The following is a 23,308-nucleotide window of genomic DNA, read 5'->3' on the forward strand; positions in this document are numbered from 1 at the left end:
ATCACTCAGAAAACACAAAAAAAGCCTTCGGCTTAACCTTCTCAGGCGGCGAATTCGCCAACGCCTGATCCATCAAACTCCCCGCCTTATCCTTATCCGCCGCCCCCGGCAGCACCGGCGGTTTAATCCCGATCCCGGTCCCATTCCCAGGCGCCCCGCCAGCATTAATCTTCACCACCGGCCCAACCACCGTCACGCCGCCGCCATCGAGTTTGATAAAGCTCCCACCCCCAAGAATGGTCAGCTCAGTTCCCGCCTCAATAACGATCTTGTCCCCAGCCTTGAGGTGAATCTCTTTCCCCACGCTGGTCAGTTGCGCAGTCCCCAACTTCACATGCTGGTTTTGCCCAACCGTCAGGTGATCATCCAGCTTCGCTTCAACCTTGCGGTCTGAAACCGTGGTGCGGTGTTCTTCGGCCTTGAGTTCGGTGTAGGTGTTCTTTTCGACGGTGTCGTGGCGTTCGTTGCCGACCCGAATCTTCTGGTCGTGTTCGACGTTTTCATCCCAATCGCGCTGGGCGTGGATGTAGATCTGCTCGGCGCCTTTTTTGTCTTCGATGCGCAGTTCGTTGTAGCCGCCGCCCCCCGGTGAGCTGAGGGTTTTGAAGACGCTGCGGGTTTTGTTCGCCGGCAAGGCGTAGGGCACCGGGTTTTCCTTGTGGTACAGGCAGCCGGTCACCAGCGGTTGGTCGGGGTCGCCTTCGAGGAAGGTGACGAGGACTTCCATGCCGATGCGCGGGATGCTGATGGCGCCGTAGCGGTCGCCGGCCCAAGAGCTGGAGACGCGTAGCCAGCAGCTGGTTTTGTCGTCAGCCTGGCCTTCGCGGTCCCAGTGGAATTGCACTTTGATGCGGCCGTACTGGTCGCAGTGGATTTCTTCGCCTGCGGGGCCGGTGACGTGGGCGGTCTGGCTGCCGAGCACGCGCGGTTTCGGGTGTTCAAGGGCCGGGCGGTAGAACACTTCCCACGGGGTGGCGAGGAAGGTGTTGCGGTAGCCCTGGTGGAAGTCGTCCTTGTTGTCGGTGGTGTCGCTGGTCACGCCTTCTTCGAGGACTTGCGGCTGTTTGCCTTCGTGGACGATTTCGGTGAGCAGCCAGAGGTCGTTCCACTCGGTGCGCGGGTGGTCGGACATTTCCAGGAAGTGGCCGCTGACGAGGCGGGTCTGGTCGCTGCGGCCTTCGGCCTGACGGTAGTCGGCGCGGTGGCGTTCGAGGGCGCGCTGGCTGAGGAACTTGCCGCGCGCGCGGTCGATGAAGCGGCCCGGGTAGTCGTAGTCTTCCAGATCCGGTTCAGCGTCTTTGCTATCGAGAGCGCCGTCGGGTTTGTACGCCGCTTCCATTTGCAGACGCGGTTTTTCGAAGTCGTAGTCGCGACGGGTGACGCGGCTGGTGCGGGTTTCCAGGCGCAGTTTGAAGCCTTTGATCACCGGCTCGTCGGCGACCATGCCACTGCCTTGCACGTACGCGGTCGGCTGACCGAGTTTCTGGAACACGGTCTGATCGTCGCCGAACACCAGCAGGTGCCCTTTCGGCGTGTGCTGGAAGTGGTAGTGAATACCCTCTTCTTCACACAGGCGCTGGACGAAGTGCAGGTCGGTTTCGTCGTACTGCACGCAGTAGTCGCGATCCGGGCACGGCTGGTTCAGCTGGAAGTTGTAGGCGTTGCCCTTGATGCCGTGTTCTTCGAGGATCAGCGCGATGATTTTCGGCGCCGACATCTGCTGGTAGATGCGCTGGTTGGTGCGGTGATGCAGGTATTGCAGTTGCGGCACCATCGACACTTTGTAGCGGGTCAGGCGCTTGCCGGCATCGCCTTGGGCGACGCGGTAGATCTGCCCGTGAATGCCCGAACCTTGTGGATCGAACGCCAGGAACGCCTGTTTGTGCAGGAGCTTTTCCAGGTCCAGATCGGGGTTTTCGCTGACCAGTTCGAGGTCGAAGCGAAACGGCTGACTGATGCCATCGGTGCCGGTGAACGCCAGCACTTGCAGGTCGCCCACGTAGTCTTCGACCTTGAGGCTGAAGTGGGTCTCGTTAGCTGAGTTGAACATTGTGTGCTCCCTGTTCGAATGTCATCCGTTACGCCCGAAACCGCAGACGTTGCAGCCAGGATGAAGTGGCGCCCAAGGCGTCACGCAGTTGTTCGGCAGTGATGGTGCGCGCTGCCGCATCGAAGCTCAGCGCGGTTTGCAGCGCTGGCCAACAGTGTTTCGGTAAGTTCTGCGGGGCTTGCAGTTCGCGCTCCAGGTGCTCGTCGCGGGCCTGGGTCGAAGGCAAGCGGCGGAACGGGTGTTTGCCGCCTGCCAGTTCAAAGATCACACAGGCCACGCCGTACACGTCCGCGCTGGCCGATAACGGTTGGCCCTCAAGCAGTTCGGGGGCGGCGTAGCCTGGCGTCCAGGCGTTGAAGCGTTCACGGCTCAGGTGTGGCAGGCCGGGCAACGTGCCCTCCTCTGCCTGACCCAAGCCGAAGTCGAAGAGGCGCAGGCCGTCTTCGCTGAGCATGACGTTGCTCGGTTTCATGTCACCGTGCAGCACGCCGCGACGGTGGGCATAGGCCAGCGTGTCGAGCAGCGGCAGGACGATGTCGCGCAGTTCTTTCCACGGCAGGCCGAGAGGCCGCTCGCAGAGCAATTTGTCCAGGGTCAGGCCACGCATGTATTCCATGGTGATGAAGGCCCGCTGGCAATCGGTGTCGACTTCAAAGGTGTGCGCGCGCACAACGTTGTCGTGGCGCAGGCGTCGGGTCAGAGCGAACTCGCTGTAGAGCAAGGCACTGGCGTCCGGCGATTCGGCAAATTCTTCGCTGAGGATTTTCAGCGCGATGTAAGGGTCGGGATCACCGAACTGTTCGTGCAGCAGATCCCTCGCCCGGTAGACAGCGCCCATGCCGCCGGCCCCGAGCAGACGCTCGAGGCGATAACGGCCGGCCAGCACGTCCGGTAACGCGCCGATGCTGGCCTTGGTGGGGGCCAGCGCGGGTTCCGCGTCATGGGCTTTGGCGAAGGCGAAGTAGGTCAGGTTGTTGGCCTGTTCTTCGCTCATCAGCAAGTCATCGATTGGCGATTCGATTTCACTCATTGGCGGATTACCACGGCAGTCAAATTGTCGCGAGCGGCGCCGCGCAGGGCGCCGTCGAACAAACGTTCCAGCGCCACGTGCGGCGCGCTGAGGCTGAGGGCGTTGCCAAGGGCATCGCTACTCAGGCCTTGATACAAACCATCGCTGCAGAGCAAAAACGCATCGCCCGGATAAACCTCGAGTTCCAGTACATCCAGGGTCAGTGTTTCGGCGGCGCCGACGGCTCGGGTCAAGGCCTGAGCCGCCGGATGCGCTGCCGCTTGTTCGACGCTCATCTGTTGTTCGTCGATCAGTTGCTGTTGCAGCGAATGGTCCTTGGACAGCTGATACAGCCGCTGCCCACGCCACAGATAACAACGGCTGTCGCCGGCCCAGATGCAGGCCGCGCGATTGCCTTCCACCAGCAGTGCCACGACGGTGCTGCCCATGATGCTGTCGTGACGCCCGGCGGTGACGGTCAACTCCTGTCCCAGGCGCCGGTTCAGCCAGTGCAGGCACTGGCGGATTGCTTTGAGGCGTTCGTCGAAGTCCTCGTGTTGCGGCAGTTCAGCCAGGCTGGCGACGATCAACTGGCTGGCGATGTCGCCACCCTGATGACCGCCCATGCCGTCCGCGACCACCCACAGCCCCTGCTGCGGATTGTCGAGGAAGGCATCTTCGTTGCGCGCCCGCACCTTGCCCGGGTCGGTACGCGCCGCGCTGCGCCAGGGACTGGCCACCAGCATCAGAGCTGCACCGGCATACGGAAGGTGCGCAGTACGCCCATGTCGAACGGGTTCGGCGTGCGCTGGCTGGTCAGCAGGTAGTTGGCGCGCAGGCCGCCTACGTCAGCTTTCAGCACCAGCACGTCGCGACCGGTCAGGTACTCGGTCTGCATCAGGTCGAACAGACGGAACAGCGACCATGGGCCGGAGTTCTTCTCGATGCCGATCGGGCGCCCCGCCATCTTGTCCATGACCAGACTGGTACGACCATCTTCAGCATCGGTCGGCCATTTGAACGACATTGGCAGGATCGGGCCGTGGCGGTATTCCATGGTCTTGTCGCCGAACTTGAACTCGGAACGGCTGACGGCCGGGTCGAGGGTGTACGGCTCAAGCTTGAACTGCACGGTCGGCTCGGCCGGGTTGATCGAGAAGAAGCTCTGACGAATCGTCAGCGCCGCCGCCATCTGATCGAGGTAGACCTTGGACACCGGCAAGCTGTGGCCGTCGATGCTGCGCATCCGGTAGTTGCCCGGATCACCGCTGACGAACGGACGCATGTAGCTGTCGAAGAAGCGGTCGACTGTACCTTGAGCCCGGAAGAACTCGCGGAAATCGCTGATCGCCACGTCGCTGGTGCTGCTGGCGCTGAACGGATAACGCTTGCTGATGGTCTTGCCATACACGCTGTACAGCTCGTTCTGATAACGGCCATTCAGATATTGGTAAGCATCGTTGAGCACCAGACGCCACGAGTCTTCGGCCAGCACGTTGAACCACACGCTCAGCGGACGCGGCAGGCGACCCGAAGCGGTGCGCAGGTTGGTCAGCGCATCACGCTGGCCGCTCATGCGGGTTTTCGCCATTTCAAACGCGGCTTGTTCCGGCGTACTCGAACGGGCCAGACCGGACAGTTGCAGTTGCAGGTCGTTGAGCGCGCTGAGGGCTGGCGTCAGGTCGGCGGCCGGGCCGTTGTTGTCATCGAGCAAACGATGCAGCGGCTCGAAGCGACGTTGCAGCGACTTCTTCGCGGTGTCCGGAAGGTTTTTCGCGACGTTCATCGCCGAAGCCTTGTCCGCTACGGCCGACGCCAGTTTGCCGACTTTACCCAGTTTGCCTTTCTGCCCGGCCAACGCATCGGCGGCATCGCCGGCTTCATCAACCGGGTCAGCAGCGGCTGGGAAACGGGTGTTTTCACGCACTTCAGTGAGCAGCGCCAGCACCGGCGAGTTGGCCGAGGTCAGGCCCGCCAGTTGCTCGGCGCCTTCACCGGCATCGCTGATCGGTGGCAATGCCACTTGGCCAACGGCCTCGCTCCAGTAGTTGGCGTAGTCGCGGAAGTACAGTTGCTCCAGTTCGACCATCAGGCGACGCAAGTCCATGTCGCTGATGCCCGCGCCTTCGCCCAGCACCCAGTTGTCACGCAGGATGTCGGTGACCAGTGCCGAGCCCTGCACCGAGAAGTACTGCTGATAACCCTGCTGGGTGTAGAAACCCGGGATCACGTACTCGGTGCCGATGAACAGCGAGCCCTGTGGGCCGAGGTGTTGGCTGAAACGGTATTCCGGCAGGTTGCGTGCTTGCTCGCGGAGCATGCGGTAGACCACGGTGGCCAGCGATTCGGCACGCAGAACCTGACGTGCCTGCGTCACCAACTGATCGTTCAGCGGGTAGATGAACGGCTGCTTCAGCAGGCGCTCAAGGTGGGTGGTCAAACCGTTCTGCACGGCGGTGTTGCCGGTGTAGCGTTGCGACCAGTCAGCGGCGACCCAGTCCTTGAGCCACGCGGCGTCGCGACGATCCTTCATGTTCAACATCAGGTACGCACGCAGGCTGTTGATCAGCTTTTCGCGGTCCTTCATGTTGGCGCGGATTTGCCCTTCGAGCGTGGTTGCAACCCGTGGCAGCAGTTGCTTCTCAAGCTCACGCTCGTAAGCCGCTTTGACCACTGGATTGACGTCTTCGCCCTGATACAGACCACCACGCTCGTGATACGAGACGTCGCCCTTCTTCGGGAAGGCCTGGGTCGCGGCGTAGCTGGTGTCGAGGGTTTTCAGCACGCCCATCGCATCATCCCGCGGGGTCAGTGCCGAACGTTGCTGAGTCCAGTTCTGCGCCAGTGTGCGCAGGTTTTCCAGACGCTCATAGTTGGCCGAGAAACCGCCCGCCCAGAGCATGCCGAACAAGGCCAGTGCCGCCAGTGCGCCAACGTACAACGCACGCTGGCCCCAATGAATGCGGCTGCGTTCGCGTTTGTCCAGACCGGCCAGATCGGCCTCGGGGAAAATCACCTGGCTCAGCAGGTGATGGATGAAGCGCGAACGACCGCTGCGCAGGGTCGGCAACACACCGGCATTGATGCCGAGGTTGGCGCCGATGCCGGCGGTGGTTGCGTCCATTTCCTGGGTCAGGTGCGGCGCACTGGTCAGGTAGAAACCGCGCAGTTGCGTGGCCCGCTGATAACGGTTGCCGGTGAACGCCATGTCGACGAACAGGCACAGGCGCTCGCCGATCTGCCCCAGTTGATGCGGGAAGTCGAGGATGCGGCCACGGCGCTGAGTGTCACGCTCGGAGTGCATGCGCATGATCACTTGGCTGTTGAGACGGCGCAGCAGTTCTTCGAACTCGTTGCGCAGCACCGCCACGTCGGTGCCTTGTTGATCCTTGCGGAAACTGGTGCCGAGGACCTGATCGCTTTCTTCGCGGGTCAGTTGATCGAAGAACTCGTCAAAGCCAAGCAGCTTGTCAGCCTTGCTCAACACCAGATACACCGGCACATCGACGTGCAGCTTCTGATAAACGTCTTGCAGACGAGCGCGAACCTGGCGCGCCAGAACATCAATGTCCTGCTCGCTGCCACCGGTCAGGGATTCCACCGGAATGGTCACCAGCACACCGTTCAACGGACGGCCGCGACGACGCTTGCGCAACAGTTCCAGCAAGGTGCGCCAGGCACTGCCGTCGACTTCCGCGTCCGGCTGAGTTGTGTAGCGCCCGGCGGTGTCGATCAGCACACCGTGGTCGGCGAAGTACCAGTCGCAATGACGGGTGCCGAGGGTGTCGCGGGTCAGCTTGCGGTCGATCTTGTTGATCGGGAATTCCAGACCGGAGAAGTCCAGCAGGCTGGTCTTGCCGGAGGCTTGCGGACCGATCAGCAGGTACCACGGCAAGTCGCTGCGCCAGCGTTCGCTGCGACCGCGATACAGACTCGAGGTTTTCAGGGTTTTCAGCGCGTCTTTGAAACGCGCCTTCAACTCTTTCTGCTCGTCGTCGATCTGCTCTTCGCGGCGAATGCGCTCCTGGCCGTCTTCGGTGGCTTCGACTTCTTTCTTGCGCACACCGGCGCGCCAGCTGACGAAGACCATGGTCAGGCCCCAGATCAGGAACAGGACGCTGATGGTCAGCAGACGCGAGGTAGCGCCCTCCCAGAACTTGTAGTCATCCACCGCCAACAACGGGCCGACGAACCACACCAGCAGCGCCACGAACAGCACCAGCAGCAAGGTCCAGACCCAGGTCTGGCGCAGGAAGGCGCCGACTTTCTTGAAAAAATTCTTCATCACACGTCCCTGTTACGGCTGCGACTGCGGTTGAACCGCGGCCGGATCAAGCGGCTGATAAGGTTGCAGAACGGTGTCGCGCTGCTCGCCCAACACCCAGGCGAAGCCCGAATACATCACCACCAGGCAGACAAAAGTGAACAACACCACCATCCACGCCGGCACGATGCGCACCAGGCTGCGACGCTGATCGTTGAGGCCTTCCCAGTGCGGCGACAACTCACGCGGCACGTCGCCACGCAACTGACGGATCTGCCGGTACAAGGCATCGCGGATGCCTTCGAGTTCAAGCATGCCACGCGCCTGCACGCGGTACTTGCCCTCGAAACCGAGGGACAGGCACAGGTACATCAATTCGAGCATCGGCAGGTGCTTGACCGGGTTTTTCGACAGCCGATCGAGCAGCTGGAAGAACTTCTCGCCACCGAAGGTTTCGTTGTGGAAGCTGCTCAGCAGGCTCATCTGCGACCACTCGCTTTCGTTGCCCCATGGCGTTGTCACGACAGCTTCGTCGACCACGGTGCAGAGCACGTAACGTGCGGCCATCACCTGGCTGCTTTCCGCGCCGTTGTGCAGGGCGCGCACTTCAAACAGTTTGAGCCCGGCGGTCAGGCGCTCGTTGAGCGCGTACATATCTTCGCGGGTTTCGCTGTGCTTGAGACGCACCACTTCCGAGAGCAATTCGGACGACGCCGCCACCAGCGAATTGAGGCTGATGTTGAACGCTTCCGCCGGGCGCAGGCGCGCGGCGTAGATCATCCGTTCTTCCAGTTGCTCGAAGCGCGGTGGCGCGGCGAAGTCGGTCAGCGGACTCGACGCCGGGCCGTGGCCCTGACGGTCGAGCAGGACGGTTTTGTCGTCCTGGTTGTGTTCCATGTCCTTGATCATGTCGGTCAGTTCCTGATGGCCCAGAATTTCAGTTCAAGCTCGGCGAATTCGCCGGACACGTGGAACGCGAAGCCGCCGGAGCGCTCGAGTTGTGCCAGGTCTTCGGAACTGAGTTCGAGGATGAAATAGGGTTTGTTGGAGTGGAACGCGATCTGCCGTGGGGCCACCGGCAACGGTTTGACCTTGATCCCCGGCAAGTGCAGGTTGACCAGTTGGCGAATACGCTCCACCGGGCCGACCTTGAGGTGCGCCGGCAAGCGGTGGCGCAGTTCTTCGGAGTCGCAGTTGGCACTCGCTGCCAGCACGAACGAGGCCGAGCCGAGCAGTTTGTGGTCGTGCAACGGCGACACGATGATCCCGTATTGACGTGCTTGCAGGATCAGTTCGATGGCGTGCTGTTCGAGCACCATCGACAGCACCTGACGAATCGCTTCCATCAGTTTGCGAAAGCTCGCGCCCTGGTCGGCGTGGGAATAGCGGCTGTCCAGGCGTGGGCGTTTGCTCTCGCCGGAGAAGGTCGCCAGATCGCCAAGCATGGTCAGCAACGTGCGGTACAACTCTTCCGGATGCACTTGCTCCAGGCCCAGATAGTGGCGCAGCAGCAGTTCGGTACGGTTGATCAGTTGCAGCATCATGAAGTCGCCGACTTCGGCGCCGCCGACCTTACCGTTGGAGCGAATCCGCTCGGCAATCGTATCGCCCCGATGGTTGAGCATGCTGATGACTTCTTTCAGGCACGACAGCAAATAGCTGGAGGCGTGGGCCTGAATGTAGGTCGGCACGAAATCCGGATCGAGGCTGATCACGCCGTCGGGCGTGGTGTCGAGCACGTCGCAGATCTTCAGCTTCACGTAAGCCTGATCGCTCTGCTGCTCGCCGAGCAACAGTTTGAAGTCCGGACGACCACAGCTGACCTGACTGGCGGAATCGTCACCGGCGTTCGAGTCGGCGACTTCGGCGTCGTACGCGGTGTAGCGCGCCAGCACGTCGGATTGCTCTGGACGGCGCGACTCGATGTGATTGCCGGTGACCAGCGGTAGCGCCAGGTAGATCGGCGTGTTGCCGGTGTTCGGCGGCACGTCCAGCGCCAGCGGCTCGGTGTTGCCACCGAGTTCGAAGAGGCTGCCGTCCGGCAGAATCCCCGAGGCTTCACTGATGACCAGTTTGCCCATGTTGAGAAACTGCAGGTCGATCTGCAGATTGAGAAAACCCCAGGTGTAGCCACCCAGCAATTGGGTGCGGGTTTTCATCTGGTGATCGTAATAGCGATCGTTGTGCTGGAAGTGCTGCGGACGCAGCAGCATGCCTTCCTGCCAAATGACTTTATGGGTATTCATGGTCAGTCATCCGCCTTGGCGAGCGCTTCGTGGGTGTTGCGGATACCGGCCTGATCCAGGGTCAGATCGGCCTCGGTGACTTCCAGCGGAGTGATCTGCACGGTGTAGCGCCATTTGGTTTCCGGCAAGTCGCGGTAAGCGGCGAGGATGCCGACGTAACGGCTGCCCTCTTCCACGCTGAGCTTCATTTCCACGGTTTCACCCGGGCGCAGTTCGAGTTCTTCGCTGGCCACCAGATCCGGGTTGAGGGATTCCTTGGCGCGTTCGTAGAGGCTGAAGAAATCAGCGTTCTCGAAGGTCACCGGGTGCTTGAGTTCGAACAGGCGCACCACGATCGGCGACGGGCGACCGTTGAGGTCCGGGTTGAGCTGATCGCTGCCGGTCAGTTTCAGATTGATCTTGGTCACTTTCGAGTACGGCGACAGCGACGAGCAACCGGCGAGCAGCACCAGCATGGTGAGCGCAGTCAGCGTTTTGAAAAAAGCAGTCGAGCGGCGAGACATGCGCATCATCCTTGGTGGTCGGTGTGGAGGGTGGAGATCAGACGAATCTGTTCTTCGTAGGCCTGGGCGAAGTCGCGGGCGAGCAGACGCTCGCTCCAGTCGTCGTCCTGACGCAGGGCCTGGTGATAGCGGCCGAAGGCTCTCCAGCGCCCGCCGGACGTGGCGATCAGCGGCTTGTTGTCGCGTTCGAAACGCAGGGTCAACTGTTCCGGCGAGAAGTGTTCCAGCGTGCCGCGCACGGCGGCGCGACTGGCGGTGAGCAAGGCCACCTGATGCGCCTGCAAATCGCGGAACGCACGGGACACCGCTTGCTCGGCCGGCAAGTGGCCCGGCTTGTGCGGCTGCAACAGGATCTGCAGCGCTTCGCTCGGATCAACGGCGAATTTCAGCGGATTCTTGTTGGTGCCTTGCACGGTGGTCTGGGCCAGACGCAGTTCGTTTTTCAGCTCGGAACGGGTACGCAGGCTCTGCTGCAAACCGCCGACGCTCTGACGCAACAGGCGTGCAGCGTTCAGCGCCATGGCTTCGCGTTCGTCGTGGCTGAGACCTTTGACATCCACGCCCAGCGCAGCACCGAAGTGCTCCCAGAAACCTTCACTCTGACGCTCGATGGCTTTTGGTGCCGGCGCAGGTTCAGGCTCGGCGGGGGCTGCGATCAGCTCCGGAACCATCAGGCTTTCCATGTCGATGCGCGCGTAGTCGGCACGCTGACGGGAGTCCTCAGGTTTGGTGTTCGGCGCCAGCAGTTCGTCGATTTCCGAGTAGACGCGTTCTTGCTGTTCGAGCGCGTTGAGCGGATCGAGATCGAGGAACGCGTCGTCCGGGATGATACTGCCGGCAGCACGCGGACGACCGGCTTCACCGTCGAAGGTCGCCGGGTCACGCACCAGCCGCGCACGAATCTCGAAATCACCCAGCACGTAAGTGCTGCCGTGTTCGATGCGCACCGGCTCGCCTTTGTGCAGACGTGCACCGCTGTCGCCGTCCTGAACCCCGTTGCTGCTGGTGTCGGTCAGGAAGAACGTGCCTTCGCGGTAACTGACAATCGCGTGGTGATTGGACAGATGACGCTTGCGGTCAGGAATGATCCAGTCGCAGTCCTCGCCCCGCCCGATCACGCCACCCGCCTGTTTGAAGGTCTTCTGGCACAACTCGGTGGGCACGAACTGCTTGGTGTTCAGCATTTCGAAAACCAATTCCATGTTTGATGCTCCTTGCGGTCACTTGCCGCGATTGACCGCTTGCGGATCACCCAACGGGCGATAGTCGTTATCGTTGAATTTGTAATTGCCGCTACAGCCACCAAGGCCGCAGAGAACGACGAGGGTCAGCAGGACAGCGTTCCAGTGACGAACAGACATCAGAGGGTCTCCAGGGGTAGACAAAGCACAAAGCGCCGACCCTTGCGGGCGGCGCTGAAATTAATTCTTGAGGTCATCTGTAAGGCTCTACATCGGGGCCTTGAGCCAATCCTCAGAGGTACGGCGACCTCCTGTGGCGAGGGAGCTTGCTCCCGCTGGGCTGCGAAGCAGCGCCAAAACCAGACACTTCGGTGTGTCAGGAAAACCGTGTTGACCGGATTACGACTGCTGCGCAGCCGAGCGGGAGCAAGCTCCCTCGCCACAGGTAATCTGCAATCCACAGGGAATCCACTAGCCAGAGGAATGTTGTTCACCGCAGACATCAATTTGAGATCAACCATCGAAGTCACCCAGGTTGATATTCAGGCGCCCGAGGCGGTACAGCAGCGTGCGGCGTGGCAAGCCGAGTTCGCGGGCAGCGAGGGTCTGGTTGCCGTCGTTCTTGCGCAGGCAATCGAGCAGCAGCGTGCGTTCGACCTGCTCCAGGCGTTCGCGCAGATTCAGGCCGCTGTTGTCTTCGGGCATCGCTTCCATGCGCAGGGAGAAATGCTCGGCCAGCAACTCGCCGCCCTCGCACAACAGCACCGCGCGTTCGACCAGGCCTTTGAGTTCACGGACGTTGCCGGGGAAGTTGTAGCCCGACAAATGTTCCAGCGCCGCCTCTGACCAACGCACCGGGTCACGCTGCAAGAACGCGCAAGCCTTGTCGGCGAAGTGCCGGGCCAGCTCCAGAATGTCGCCTTCGCGCTGACGCAGGGCCGGCAGTTCGATCGGGAATTGCGCGAGGCGGTAATACAGGTCCTCGCGGAACTTGCCTTCGCTGACCAGCACCGACAGATCGCGGTGGGTCGCGGCGATGATGCGCACGTCGATCTTGTGCGTGTCGTTGGAGCCCAGCGGACGGATCTCGCCTTCCTGCAACACGCGCAGCAACTTGGCCTGCAACGACAGGGGCATGTCGCCGATCTCATCGAGCAACAGCGTGCCGCCATTGGCCGCATCGAACAGCCCCGCCCGGTCGCGATCAGCGCCGGTGAAGGCACCTTTGCGATAGCCGAACAGCTCGCTTTCCAGCAGGTTTTCCGGGAACGCCGCGCAGTTCTGCACGATGAACGCCTGTGAGCGCCGCGGGCCGCAGTCGTGAATCGCCCGCGCAACGACTTCCTTGCCGGTGCCGGTCTCGCCGCGCAACAGCACGGTGTACGGACTGTGCAGGACTTTGCTGATCAACGAGTAGGTCTGGCGCATCGCTGCGCTTTTGCCGATCAAACCGTAACCGCTGATGCTTGGCACGCTGCGCACCGCCGGCGCCTGAGCATCTAGCGGCTGGCGCAGGCGTTGCAGCAAATGCAATTGGCCGAGTACGAACGAGCCGAGCTGACCGAGTGATTCGGCAAAACCTTGCAGGTCGGTGCGACGCTGACTGGCACACAACAACAGGCCTTCGACAGCCTTGTGCCGATTGACCAGCGGCACGCACAACAGCGACTGCCACGGCGCCGCAACGGCGGGCAGAAAACTGGTTTCGTGCAGGCTGCCGCCGAGGTCGTCGAGGCACACCACGCGGTTCTGGCACAGGGCGAATTGCAGCAGTTGTTCACCGTTGTAATCCGCCGGCAGGCTCGCCGCCTGGCGCGGTTGCAGCGCGCCGTCGAGGCACTCGGCGTTCATCCCCAGGCAGGTGTGGGTGGCGTCGAGCAAATACAGTTGCGTCAATTCGCAACCGCTCAGCTCGGCCAGTCCACGCACGAAGTCACCCAGCAACGCAGCACCGTCCGCCGCCCGCGACAGGCTGGCGAACTGCGCCAGCAACGCTTCGGCGTAGACCAGTGGTTGCGGTACTTGAGTGAACATCACACCCACCTCAGGCGAACTCGCACATCACGCTGGCGTTGCCGTCGAGCGTGGCATGCACACGTTTGAGGCTTTCACCGGTCGCCATCGCGTCGAGCAGACGATCGGCCACCAGCGGCAGGACGTGCTGATCGAGCAGATGATCGATCAGGCGCGCACCGCTTTCGCTTTGCGTGCAGCGCTCGGACAAGTGATCGACGAGGTTCTGGCACCAGCTGAAATCCAGCTGACGACGGTTGAGACGCTCGCCGAGACGACCCAGTTTGATCTCGATCAGCTCGCGCAATACCGGGCCGCCGACCGGGTAGTACGGCACCACTTTCATCCGCGCCAGCAGTGCTGGTTTGAAGTGTTTGCTGAGCACCGGGCGAATGGTTTCTTCGAGCAGTTCGGCAGTCGGCCGTGCGCCGTCTTCGCAGAGGTCGCTGATCTTGTCGCTACCGAGGTTCGAGGTCATCAGGATCAGCGTGTTGCGGAAGTCGATCTCGCGACCCTCGCCGTCGTTGGCCACGCCTTTGTCGAAAATTTGGTAGAACAGGTTGAGCACATCCGGATCAGCCTTTTCGACTTCATCGAGCAGCACCACCGAGTACGGTTTCTGCCGCACGGCTTCGGTGAGCATGCCGCCCTCGCCATAACCGACGTAGCCCGGTGGCGCACCGATCAGACGCGATACGGTGTGCTTCTCCTGGAACTCGGACATGTTGATGGTGGTGATGAAACGATCGCCGCCGTACAGCAGGTCAGCGAGCGCCAGCGCGGTTTCGGTTTTGCCGACGCCGCTCGGGCCGACCAGCAGGAACACGCCGACTGGCGCATCGGGTTTGTTCAGGCCAGCCGCCGTGGCGCGCATCGAGCGATCCAGGGCGTGTACGGCTTGCTCCTGACCACGGATGCGCGTGCGCAGGTCGATGGCGAAACTGGCGACCTTGGCATTGTGCTCGCGGGCCAGTTGCGCCAACGGCACACCGGTCCACGCGCTGATCACTTCAGCCACCAGACGCGGGCAGACTTCGAAGCTGACCAGACGCTCCTTGACCTGTGCGGCGGTCAGCTCGGCGTGAGTCTTGTTCAGTTCGGCTTCCAGCGCTTCGACGCTTTGGCCTTCTTCAACGGCGGCCGTGAGGGTTTCGATCACGGTGCCTTCGGCGTCTTCTTCAACGCTTACGGTCGGCTCAACGGCGGCGGCCTCGCGGGCCTTGGCCAGTTGCTGACGCAGTTCCAGCAGGCGCTCGGCCAACGCTTTCTGTTCAGTCCACAGGGTTTCCAGCGCGACCATTTCGCTTTCGGCTTCTTCCAGCCGCGCTTCCAGTGCGTCCAGTGCTTCGTGGTCGATCAGCAGACCGGCCTCGGCATCGCGGCGCAGGGCCTGACGCTGACGGCCACCTTCAGCCAGTTCGCCGCGCAGGCGTTCCAGGCTTTCCGGGGCAGCGGCGAGGCTGATGCGTACGCGGGCGCAAGCGGTGTCGAGAACGTCAACGGCTTTGTCCGGCAGTTGGCGACCGGCCAGATAACGCGCGGACAACTCGGCCGCAGACACCACCGCGTCATCGCGCAGATAGATACCGTGGCTCTTCTCGTAGACCTGAGCCAGGCCACGGAGGATGGTCACCGCTTCGTTCACAGTCGGTTCGTGCAGTTGCACCGGTTGGAAACGACGGGCCAGTGCCGGGTCTTTCTCGAAGTATTTCTTGTACTCGGCCCAAGTGGTCGCGGCGATGGTGCGCAGTTCACCACGCGCCAGCGCCGGTTTCAGCAGGTTGGCCGCGTCGGAACCGCCGGCATTGCCGCCCGCGCCGATCAGGGTGTGAGCTTCGTCGATGAACAGAATGATCGGTTTCGGCGAGGCTTTGACTTCGTCGATCACGCCTTTGAGGCGACGTTCGAATTCACCTTTGACGCTGGCGCCGGCCTGCAGCAAGCCCATGTCCAGCGACAGCAACTCGACGCCCTTGAGCACCTGCGGCACTTCACCGGCAGCGATGCGCGAGGCCAGGCCTTCGACGATGGCGGTTTTACCGACACCGGCTTCACCGACCACAATCGGGTTGTTCTTGCGGCGACGGGCAAGGATGTCGACCATCTGGCGGATCGCGCCATCGCGGCACAGTACCGGGTCGAGTTTGCCGTCGCGGGCCTGTTGGGTCAGGTTGTGGGTGAAGCGCTGCAACAGCGATTCGCCCTGCGCGGCCGGTTTGCCGTTGGCCGCCGGTTGCTCTTTTTGCGACAGGGCAAATTCTTTCAAGCGATCGATGTTCAGCTTGGCGAGCAGTGGCTGATAACGGCTGCCGGCGTAGCGCATCGGGTTGCGCAGCAGCGCGAGAATCAGCGCGGCGTCTTCGACCTGGGTCTGGCCCAGTTCGAGGTTGGCCACCAGCAAGGCGTCTTGCAGCCATTGCACCAGTTCCGGGGCAAACACTGGATTGCGCGATGCGCTGTGTTCAACTCGCGATTGCAGTGCGGCGCTCAGTTCACCGGCGTCGACATCAGCATCCTGCAACGCGCGCGCGAGCAAGCCGTTGGGACGCTCCAGCAGGCCGAGCATCAAGTCTTCGACAAGGATCTTGCTGCCGCCACGGGCAACGCAGCGCTCGGCCGAACGCTCCAGATCACGGCGGGTTTCGGCGTCCAGCGCCTGAATCAGTTGTTGCAGGTCTACGTTGATCATGGCTCACGTCCTTAATGAATTTTGCTGCCCAGGGTCACCACGCCGTCCGCTTTTTCGCGGCCCAGCCAACTGGTCCAGCCAAGGCGACAGGCGTTCTGCTCACCGATGCGCAGTTCGCGGATTTCTTCCTGGCGCAGGACCAGGCGAATGTCGTAATCGAGCGGGTCACGCAGGGTGAACCGCACCAGCGCGCAGAGCGGCTGGTAACCGAAACCGATCGGCAGGAATTCATGGAATCGCTGCCAGTCGAGTTGGGTGATGTGAATGCGGAATTTGCCGCTGCGGTCGCGCACGTGCTCACCGAGCACCAGGTCCTCACCAAGCACGCTGTTGTCGCGGCCCAAACGATTGCGCTGTTCTTCGAGAATTTCCACGCGACGCTCGATGCACTGCTCGATGACCAGGTCTTCGTGCTTGAAGTAGTAACGCAGCACGGCTTCGATCAGTGCCGCCGAGTGCGCCCGCAAGCTGAGCAGGCCGAGGTACGGCAACAGGCGTTTCCAGTTGAGTTCCTTGGCTTTGCGGATCTCGTCGCCACCCAGACCGATCAGCGCAAACAACTGCGCCGAGAACGGGTCGAGCGCGCCACTCTGGAAGCTCGCGCGATAGCGGTATTTGCGCCAGATCGGCAGCATCAGCCGTTGCAGACGATGGTGAAACAGGTCGAGGAAGTTGCGCGTCGGGTTGCCGTCTTCGCTGTCGCCCAGGGCCTGTTCGCCGTAGAACGCCGGCAACGGCGAACCCGAGCCGACCAGGCCGATCAGGTTGAAACGCATGCGCGCGCGCATCTGTCCGTGCTCTTCGAAAAACTCCACGCGATCGACATCGCTGCGCGGAAATCCAAGGCTCGGGTTGGCCTGGAACTCGACCTGATCGTACAGATCGTCTTCGCTCAGGTGCGGGTGTGCCTCGCGCAGCCGGTCGATCACCAGCAGCACGGCCTGAAACAGCGAGTACTCGCGTATTACCTTCGTCAGCCCGCTTAAAGCAGGGGCTGCAGGCCCATACGTGGTGTCCATTGGTACACCTCTCCCTGTGTGCTTTTTACGCGCAACTCGTGAAACGAATTGAGACTGGCGTAAAGCGCGAAAAACTCGTTAAGAACCGAAGCGAAAACGAACAGGTCGCCTTCGCCGATATACCCTTCCGGGTCGATGGTCAGTTCGGTGCGCAAACCGCGCACCGGCAGGCCGCGGTGCAAGCGGTCCACGTGGTGATGCTTGATGTGCTTGAGGCCGCCGAGCAGGCGCTTGCTGACCTTCTCCGCGTGCTGGTCGTAGTAGCGCGGCAAGTCGTAGGTTTCGAGAATCACCTTCAACGCATTGACGTCGGCCAGCGACAGATAGTTAAGCGACATGTTGCTGATCAGCTTCCACAGGAAGTCACGGTTCAGCGGTGGCGCAAAACTTGAGGTCGCCGGGGTGATGTTGCGGAAACTCAAGAACTCCGGCGTCTCTTCGCAAGCCATGCAGATGTCGCCGAGCTTGAGCTTGCGCGGCAGGTTCTGGTTGGTGCACATCAGCTCGATCGACAGGGTTTCGTGGGCTTCGGTGTGGCGTATGCCGAAGCTCAGGTAAGTGTCGAGGCCGTCGTGCAACAAGGACGAGCGCTGGCGGATGCTGTAATGCGGACGGCTGTTGGGCACGTCGAAACTCGGGTCGTGCTCGAAGGACTCGAACGGCACGTATTCCTGATAACCGAGGCCGCCAGGCTTCCAGCCGGTCACGGTTTCCACGGAGAACACGCCGCAGTTTTCCAGATCGTATTCCGCCGGCAGCAACAGGTATTCGTCCTGCTTGCCATCGAGGCGAATCGGCAGTGCGTCGTGCGCAAACAAGTTGGCAATTGGCGTGCAGAACAGCTTCACGTTATCCAGCGTCGGTCGCATGCGCATGATGCCGCTCTTGCGGATATCGAAGCGCAATTCGAGGCCGCGCATCTGCTTGAGGGTGTCTTCCGGCAGCGCCTTGAGAATGTCCAGACCGTTGACGTCGACGAACAGGAACTTGTCCTGGAAGGCGAAGTATTCCTGAAGGTAGCGATAACCACGGAAGGTGTTCAGCGGATACGGGATCAACGCTTCTTCTTCGGCAAAGCCCACCGGTTTGACCCGGTCACCGGGAATCTTGAACGCCATTGGCTTGCCGCTAACGCCATCGATGGGCTTGCCGGCGCCGTCGAGCGGGATCAGTTCGATGCCTTCAAGGTTGCGCAGCAAGCTCAGGTACAGCATCTGGCTGATATATCGCTCACCGGCGAAGTGCAGGCGCAGTTTGCTCAGTTCCAATTCACCGAGGTGACCATCGGCGCTCATTTCCAGACGCAGGCTGAGCAGCGAACCGTCGCCCTTTACCGAGTAATTCAGCGCGGCCAGATCCAGCGGCAACACTTCGGTCGGGTAGCAGGTGCGGAAGCGGCAACGCACGTCTTCGATCGGCACGCTTTCGATAGGGGTATCACGTTCGACCTTAAGCGCCGGCCCGGAACGCTTGAGCGGGTCGAACTGCAAGATGCTGAACGCCGGCAGCGGGCGCATGTAGTTCGGCCACAGCAGTTGCATCAGGGAATGGCTGAGTTCCGGCAGCTCGTCATCGAGCTTCTGGCGCAAGCGCCCGGTCAGAAACGCAAAGCCTTCGAGCAACCGCTCCACGTCCGGATCCCGCCCGGCCTGCCCCAGATACGGGGCCAGCGCCGGACTACGCTCGGCGAAACGGCGACCGAGTTGGCGCAGAGCGGTGAGTTCGCTTTGGTAGTAGTGGTTAAAGGACACGGGTTACCTGCCTGGTAGTGGTACTCATCAAAAAAATATCCTGTAGAGCGCAACCGTCACGCCGGCGCAGACATAACCGGCGATCAGGAGGTATGGCACCAGCAAGATCCAGCTGTAGGCCATGAAAGCGTCATCGAGTGGGCCAGCGATCAGGCTGCACAGGCCATAAAGCATCCACGGCACGGCGTAGAACGGGATGAACTTGACCGGCGCCCGCCACACCATCCGCAGCGCTTGTTGCTCGCTTCGACTCTTCGCCGACCGCGATACCCACAGCGCAAACAGCAGCAGCCCGGGCATACCGAACCACAGCAGATACACCCAGTGGGTCTCTGGCGATTCGAGTGTCGAGTAGTCGCCAATCCACAGGCCATAGGATGAAAACGCCAGCATCAACAGCAACGGCGCCCACAAGGCCGCCATGAAGAAATTCAGTTGCGCGCGACTAAGCATGCTCGGCCCCCGAGACAGGCACGCTGGCCGGTTCTTGCCCATGTGCCGGGTTCTGTCCTGCCTTGGATCTGCGGGTGTACCAGCGGTCCAGCCCGGTGCAGAGCAGGATCGCCGCTAGGGTGAAAGTCCCTTGACCGACGCCATACAGCAGCGCCCGCAGCGGGTGATCCGGCAGCATCCACAACAGCACCAACGCCACCCAGATCGCCCACAACACCAGCTTCACGCGCAGAACGAGGATCATCGCCAGCAGCCAGTTGAACACCAGGAAAAACTCGTAAAGGAATTTGCTGGTCAGGCGAATGTTCACCCCACGCGAGGTCAAACCGCCGTAGGTCGCGATGTACCAGTCGGCGGCAAAATTGTTCAGCAACGTGTAACCCACACAGAAAACACTGTGGATCAACAGGCAGCAGATCAGGCGGGCCGGCAGGTTCATGCGACAGGCAACGATGAGTAGTAAGCGCCGGCCATTTCGATCGCAACCAACGACACCAGCACCGAGAACGTCAGCGCGCGATGCAGCCATGACTGACGCAGACGCTTGCTGATCGCCGTGACAAGCAGCAGAAAACTCAGGATCGCAATGCTGCCGAACAGATCGCTGTCGACCATGAAGATCAGGTAGGAGCGCATCTCATCCGATACGTCGATCATGGGCAAAACACTCCTTCCTTGAGAGTCCAGCTGCGCCGCAGTCCATCGCGCTCGCGCTTGATGTCGAGCAAGGCCTGGCGCATTTCATCGGCACTGACCAGGCGCGTACGTTGCGGCCCTTTCACCGTGAGTGAATAGCGGCAGCTGATTTGTTCGTCGATGTCTTCACCGTAGGACCGGTAGCTGGCCACGCTGACTCGCCCGCCCGGCGCAACCACACGCGGTTCCAATGGCGGCAACCAGTTGGTCGCGTGCTGTGCCTGCACTTCGAGCGGTACGCCACAGGTGTTGACCAGGTAAATGTCGTTCGTATAAACCAGCTGCGTGGTGCAGCCCGTTAATAACAGGCCGGCCACTGCCGCGAGGGATGTCATGCAGGCGCGAAATTTCACTGAACACGCCCTCCCTTGCTCGCGGTGATCGGCACGTACGAGTCGATGAAGAGGTATTCACCGTCGGAAGCGCTGACACGGTTCATCGTCAACGGCTTGCCATCGTGAGTAGCGAAGCGCACCCAGCCTTCTTTGACGAGACTGCCGCCCTCTGAGCGCACCTCAATGAAGTAGTCCGGTGGACTCGACCGGGTAATTTCGATGAAGTCGCCACCATCCTCGGCACCACGCCACACCGCGTCGGGATAAGCGGGCAAAACCGGCTTTTTCGAGTGACTCCAGCTCAGTTTGATCGCGACCATCACGACGGCGATGATGGCCAATGCTCCGATCAGGCTCAGCAGGTGATTGAGCCATTTCCATACACGCGGCCAAGTCATCATGGCGTACACCATGTGCGCACATCACGCTTGTTGAAGCCTGCGCACTGGTTGTTTTTGGCGATCAGGCGGTAGGCGTTTTCAGGGCTGTAGGCGAAATGGTAGTAATTCACCCGGTCCTCACCGTACAGCCAGTACGACGAGGAACCTTGATTGATTTCGTAAGGTTCGAAAGCCCAGATCGACGACTCTCCCGGGATGAAGTTGCTCCGATCCATCAGCAACATCATGGCGTTGGAAAACACCGGTGTGGCGAAGAACGCCACCGCCAGCAGCAGCGCCGTCAGCCCGTAAAAAAGAGGCTGCTTGGGGAGGACGAGCAAAGTGTTCAGGCGCATTCCGGCACCCACCAGTCTTCGTAGCCTTGCGTGCCGGGATACAGCACTGTCGAACCGCTGAACTCCGGGGGCCCACCGAAAACTTCAGTCACCCGAAAATTCCATTCGGACGATTCGAGCAGCGCGCCGTCAGCGGTGTACACGCGGAAAAAGTATTCACTGGCGAACAACTCGAAGACACTCCCGAGCAATCCCAGCTTGGGATAGCCGGGCGCGTAGATGACGAGATAGCACTCGCCCGAATCGTTCGAGTGTCGGGTGATGGGCTCTGCCGTTACACCACCGAAAATCTTCAACCCAAGCAAAACGGTACATATGCACACACCGATAAGAGCGGTCACCAGCAGCAGTCGCGATGTCGCTCGACGCGGGTGAATCGTCAGCGGTTGCGCGACCGCCTGCCGGCGCCAGCGGGTGTATACCGAATTTATGGCGTTGCTCAGCAGGATCGCGCCAACCGTCAAACCACCCGTGAGCGCGCAGTACGCCAAACCCCGGATGGGATATTGCGGCAGCAGGTAAAACAGGATCGTCAGCATCATGAAAATTACCAGACCGAACTGAATGGCCTGGCGCTGGATGAAGACCAGAATCAGATTGAGAGAAACGAAAAAATAGAAAATCAGGTACATCGCCATGCCAATGGCTACGCCACGCGAGGTCAGTCCACCGACCAGCTGTTTGTAGGCCGGCACGGCATAGCCATTCAGGACGATAAAAATCACGCAGGCCAGCGCATGCGCGGCCAATCCAATGAGTCGGGTACCCATCAGTTTTCTATCACTTTGTAGGGGGTATTACTGATCACGCTGTTGGCCCAATGCTCTTTCCAGCTTGGAAGCGACCACGTGAATGTTCGATCAGCCTTGTTGAAATCAATCCACGACACGCCGACGACTTCCTTGTCCTCATAGCCGCGCATATACAGCGACTCACTGATCATCAGCGGCGTACGGTAAGTGTGGCCGGGCTCTTTCAGGTCAATCAGTTTGAGATAGAGCATGCCGGAGGCACCGATCATCCAACTGGCGGGTACCACCTCGAATCGGTAATCGCCGGAAGGACTGAAGGTCACCAGAGACGGGGCACGCGTCAATTCGTTGATCACTACGATCACTGGCAGCAACAGCGTCACGGCCAGGAAGACGCCTACCGTCTTCGCACACCTACGCACGGCCGTCAGGGCGAAAAAAAGCACAGCGCTGCGCCCCAACGTTGCGAACGGGCTCCGGTGTACGGCGCTCCCTCGCATGGTCTTAATTCACCTTCACTTGCCCGCTGCCATCCAGGCGCGCGGAAAAACTGACCTGACGCTTGAAACCTTCAACTTCCAGCAGGCCTTCGATACTGAAGGACAGGCGAAGCTGATCGTGATCACGCGGCAGGGAAATGACACGCACGTTGCTCAGGCGCGGCTCGTAGGCTTCGATGAAGTTTTCGATGGCCAGACGGGCCTGACTCAGGGAGTCGTGCAGGCTCAGACGCATGTCATTGAGATCGGGCAACCCGTAGTCGGACAGCGTTTGCACGCTGCCCGCCCGGGTGCTGAGCATTTTGGCCAGATGGGCAGCCACCGACGCCATCGCGCAAGCCTCGAGGCTCTTGCCATTGCGTAGTTCCGCGTCGCCGTTGAGGCGTTCGAAAAGGCTGCCGTATCCGTCCATGAGTCGCTCTTACTCTTTGTCCAGCTTGCCAACCAGCGACAGGGTGAAATCGGCACCCATGTACTTGAAGTGCGGACGCACGTTCAAGCTCACGCGGTACCAGCCCGGCTCGCCTTCAACGTCGCTGACGATGATTTGCGCAGCGCGCAGCGGACGACGACCACGTACTTCGGCGCTCGGGTTTTCCTGGTCGGCAACGTACTGACGGATCCACTTGTTGAGTTCCAGCTCGAGGTCGGTACGTTCTTTCCACGAACCGAGTTGCTCGCGCTGCAGCACTTTCCAGTAGTGAGCCAGGCGGTTGACGCTCAGCATGGACGGCAGTTGGGTGCCGAGCTTGTAGTTCAGCTCTGCCGCCTTGCCTTCTGCGCTGATGCCGAAGAACTTCGGCTTCTGCACCGAGCTTGCGGAGAAGAACGCCGCGTTGTCGGAGCCTTTACGCATGGTCAGGGAGATGAAACCTTCCTCGGCCAGTTCGTATTCACGACGGTCGCTGACCAGTACCTCAGTAGGGATCTTGGTTTCGATCTCGCCCATGCTTTCGAAGTGGTGCAGAGGCAAGTCTTCAACCGCACCGCCGCTCTGTGGGCCGATGATGTTCGGGCACCAGCGGAATTTAGCGAAGCTGTCGGTCAGCTTGGTGCCGAACGCGTAAGCGGTGTTGCCCCACAGGTAGTGCTCGTGGCTGTTGGCAACGGT

The 23,308-nt window shown here is 61.1% G+C and carries 23 protein-coding genes; all 23 read right to left on the reverse strand.

The annotated features are described in order from the left end of the window. Window position 1: 1 nt before the first annotated feature. Complete coding sequence (locus ACIOWE_RS19825) at window positions 2-2,050, reverse strand: type VI secretion system tip protein VgrG (RefSeq protein WP_401394824.1); 2,049 nt, start codon at window positions 2,048-2,050, stop codon at window positions 2-4. Between the two features lie 28 nt (window positions 2,051-2,078). Next, window positions 2,079-3,080, reverse strand: coding sequence for a serine/threonine-protein kinase (locus tag ACIOWE_RS19830; protein WP_401394827.1), 1,002 nt, complete (start codon window positions 3,078-3,080; stop codon window positions 2,079-2,081). Further along, window positions 3,077-3,805 (reverse strand): PP2C family protein-serine/threonine phosphatase, encoded by a 729-nt coding sequence (locus ACIOWE_RS19835; protein ID WP_401394830.1) that lies wholly within the window; start codon window positions 3,803-3,805, stop codon window positions 3,077-3,079. The genes ACIOWE_RS19830 and ACIOWE_RS19835 overlap by 4 nt, the downstream gene beginning before the upstream one ends. Then, window positions 3,805-7,344 carry a type VI secretion system membrane subunit TssM gene (gene tssM, locus ACIOWE_RS19840; RefSeq protein WP_401394833.1) on the reverse strand — a complete coding sequence of 1,180 codons (3,540 nt, stop codon included), beginning with the start codon at window positions 7,342-7,344 and terminating at the stop codon, window positions 3,805-3,807. The genes ACIOWE_RS19835 and tssM overlap by 1 nt, the downstream gene beginning before the upstream one ends. 12 nt (window positions 7,345-7,356) lie before the next feature. Further along, the gene (gene icmH, locus ACIOWE_RS19845; protein ID WP_201236280.1) at window positions 7,357-8,232 is read right to left on the reverse strand and encodes a type IVB secretion system protein IcmH/DotU; all 876 of its coding nucleotides are present in this window, start codon (window positions 8,230-8,232) and stop codon (window positions 7,357-7,359) included. Window positions 8,233-8,237: 5 nt separating this feature from the next. Further along, window positions 8,238-9,569 carry a type VI secretion system baseplate subunit TssK gene (gene tssK / locus ACIOWE_RS19850; protein ID WP_401394837.1) on the reverse strand — a complete coding sequence of 444 codons (1,332 nt, stop codon included), beginning with the start codon at window positions 9,567-9,569 and terminating at the stop codon, window positions 8,238-8,240. 2 nt (window positions 9,570-9,571) lie between these two features. After that, window positions 9,572-10,072 (reverse strand): type VI secretion system lipoprotein TssJ, encoded by a 501-nt coding sequence (gene tssJ / locus ACIOWE_RS19855; protein WP_401394840.1) that lies wholly within the window; start codon window positions 10,070-10,072, stop codon window positions 9,572-9,574. 5 nt (window positions 10,073-10,077) lie between these two features. Then, window positions 10,078-11,274 carry a type VI secretion system-associated FHA domain protein TagH gene (gene tagH / locus ACIOWE_RS19860; protein ID WP_401394843.1) on the reverse strand — a complete coding sequence of 399 codons (1,197 nt, stop codon included), beginning with the start codon at window positions 11,272-11,274 and terminating at the stop codon, window positions 10,078-10,080. A gap of 18 nt (window positions 11,275-11,292) precedes the next feature. Beyond that, a complete protein-coding gene (locus tag ACIOWE_RS19865; RefSeq protein ID WP_095137719.1) occupies window positions 11,293-11,433 on the reverse strand; it encodes a type VI secretion protein in 141 nt (46 codons plus the stop codon). Between the two features lie 333 nt (window positions 11,434-11,766). Next, complete coding sequence (locus ACIOWE_RS19870; RefSeq protein WP_401394846.1) at window positions 11,767-13,287, reverse strand: sigma-54 interaction domain-containing protein; 1,521 nt, start codon at window positions 13,285-13,287, stop codon at window positions 11,767-11,769. 10 nt (window positions 13,288-13,297) lie between these two features. Further along, on the reverse strand, window positions 13,298-15,955 hold the full coding sequence (gene tssH / locus ACIOWE_RS19875; RefSeq protein WP_401394848.1) for a type VI secretion system ATPase TssH: 2,658 nt from the start codon (window positions 15,953-15,955) through the stop codon (window positions 13,298-13,300). An 11-nt stretch (window positions 15,956-15,966) separates the two neighbouring features. Then, window positions 15,967-16,974: a type VI secretion system baseplate subunit TssG gene (gene tssG, locus ACIOWE_RS19880; RefSeq protein ID WP_401394851.1), complete on the reverse strand. Its 1,008-nt coding sequence runs from the start codon at window positions 16,972-16,974 to the stop codon at window positions 15,967-15,969. After that, a complete protein-coding gene (tssF, locus tag ACIOWE_RS19885) occupies window positions 16,938-18,725 on the reverse strand; it encodes a type VI secretion system baseplate subunit TssF (protein WP_201229349.1) in 1,788 nt (595 codons plus the stop codon). Before tssF ends, tssG begins: the two co-directional genes overlap by 37 nt. Before the next feature lie 27 nt (window positions 18,726-18,752). Continuing rightward, window positions 18,753-19,178: a hypothetical protein gene (locus ACIOWE_RS19890; RefSeq protein ID WP_401394855.1), complete on the reverse strand. Its 426-nt coding sequence runs from the start codon at window positions 19,176-19,178 to the stop codon at window positions 18,753-18,755. Further along, window positions 19,171-19,617, reverse strand: coding sequence for a hypothetical protein (locus ACIOWE_RS19895; RefSeq protein ID WP_401394858.1), 447 nt, complete (start codon window positions 19,615-19,617; stop codon window positions 19,171-19,173). The genes ACIOWE_RS19890 and ACIOWE_RS19895 overlap by 8 nt, the downstream gene beginning before the upstream one ends. Continuing rightward, window positions 19,614-19,835 (reverse strand): hypothetical protein, encoded by a 222-nt coding sequence (locus tag ACIOWE_RS19900; RefSeq protein WP_401394860.1) that lies wholly within the window; start codon window positions 19,833-19,835, stop codon window positions 19,614-19,616. The genes ACIOWE_RS19895 and ACIOWE_RS19900 overlap by 4 nt, the downstream gene beginning before the upstream one ends. Then, a complete protein-coding gene (locus ACIOWE_RS19905; protein WP_401394863.1) occupies window positions 19,832-20,227 on the reverse strand; it encodes a hypothetical protein in 396 nt (131 codons plus the stop codon). The genes ACIOWE_RS19900 and ACIOWE_RS19905 overlap by 4 nt, the downstream gene beginning before the upstream one ends. Beyond that, complete coding sequence (locus tag ACIOWE_RS19910) at window positions 20,224-20,610, reverse strand: hypothetical protein (protein WP_401394866.1); 387 nt, start codon at window positions 20,608-20,610, stop codon at window positions 20,224-20,226. Before ACIOWE_RS19910 ends, ACIOWE_RS19905 begins: the two co-directional genes overlap by 4 nt. Continuing rightward, the gene (locus tag ACIOWE_RS19915; protein ID WP_401394869.1) at window positions 20,607-20,945 is read right to left on the reverse strand and encodes a hypothetical protein; all 339 of its coding nucleotides are present in this window, start codon (window positions 20,943-20,945) and stop codon (window positions 20,607-20,609) included. The genes ACIOWE_RS19910 and ACIOWE_RS19915 overlap by 4 nt, the downstream gene beginning before the upstream one ends. After that, window positions 20,936-21,715, reverse strand: a complete 780-nt coding sequence (locus ACIOWE_RS19920) for a hypothetical protein (protein ID WP_401394872.1) — start codon at window positions 21,713-21,715, stop codon at window positions 20,936-20,938. Before ACIOWE_RS19920 ends, ACIOWE_RS19915 begins: the two co-directional genes overlap by 10 nt. Then, a complete protein-coding gene (locus ACIOWE_RS19925) occupies window positions 21,715-22,143 on the reverse strand; it encodes a hypothetical protein (protein ID WP_401394875.1) in 429 nt (142 codons plus the stop codon). The genes ACIOWE_RS19920 and ACIOWE_RS19925 overlap by 1 nt, the downstream gene beginning before the upstream one ends. 58 nt (window positions 22,144-22,201) lie before the next feature. Next, complete coding sequence (tssE, locus tag ACIOWE_RS19930) at window positions 22,202-22,609, reverse strand: type VI secretion system baseplate subunit TssE (RefSeq protein WP_401394877.1); 408 nt, start codon at window positions 22,607-22,609, stop codon at window positions 22,202-22,204. A 9-nt stretch (window positions 22,610-22,618) separates the two neighbouring features. Continuing rightward, on the reverse strand, window positions 22,619-23,308 hold a 690-nt coding region (gene tssC / locus ACIOWE_RS19935; protein ID WP_401394880.1), incomplete at its 5' end, for a type VI secretion system contractile sheath large subunit.

The sequence above is a fragment of the Pseudomonas sp. NPDC087598 genome, from assembly GCF_044743525.1.
Classification (GTDB): domain Bacteria; phylum Pseudomonadota; class Gammaproteobacteria; order Pseudomonadales; family Pseudomonadaceae; genus Aquipseudomonas.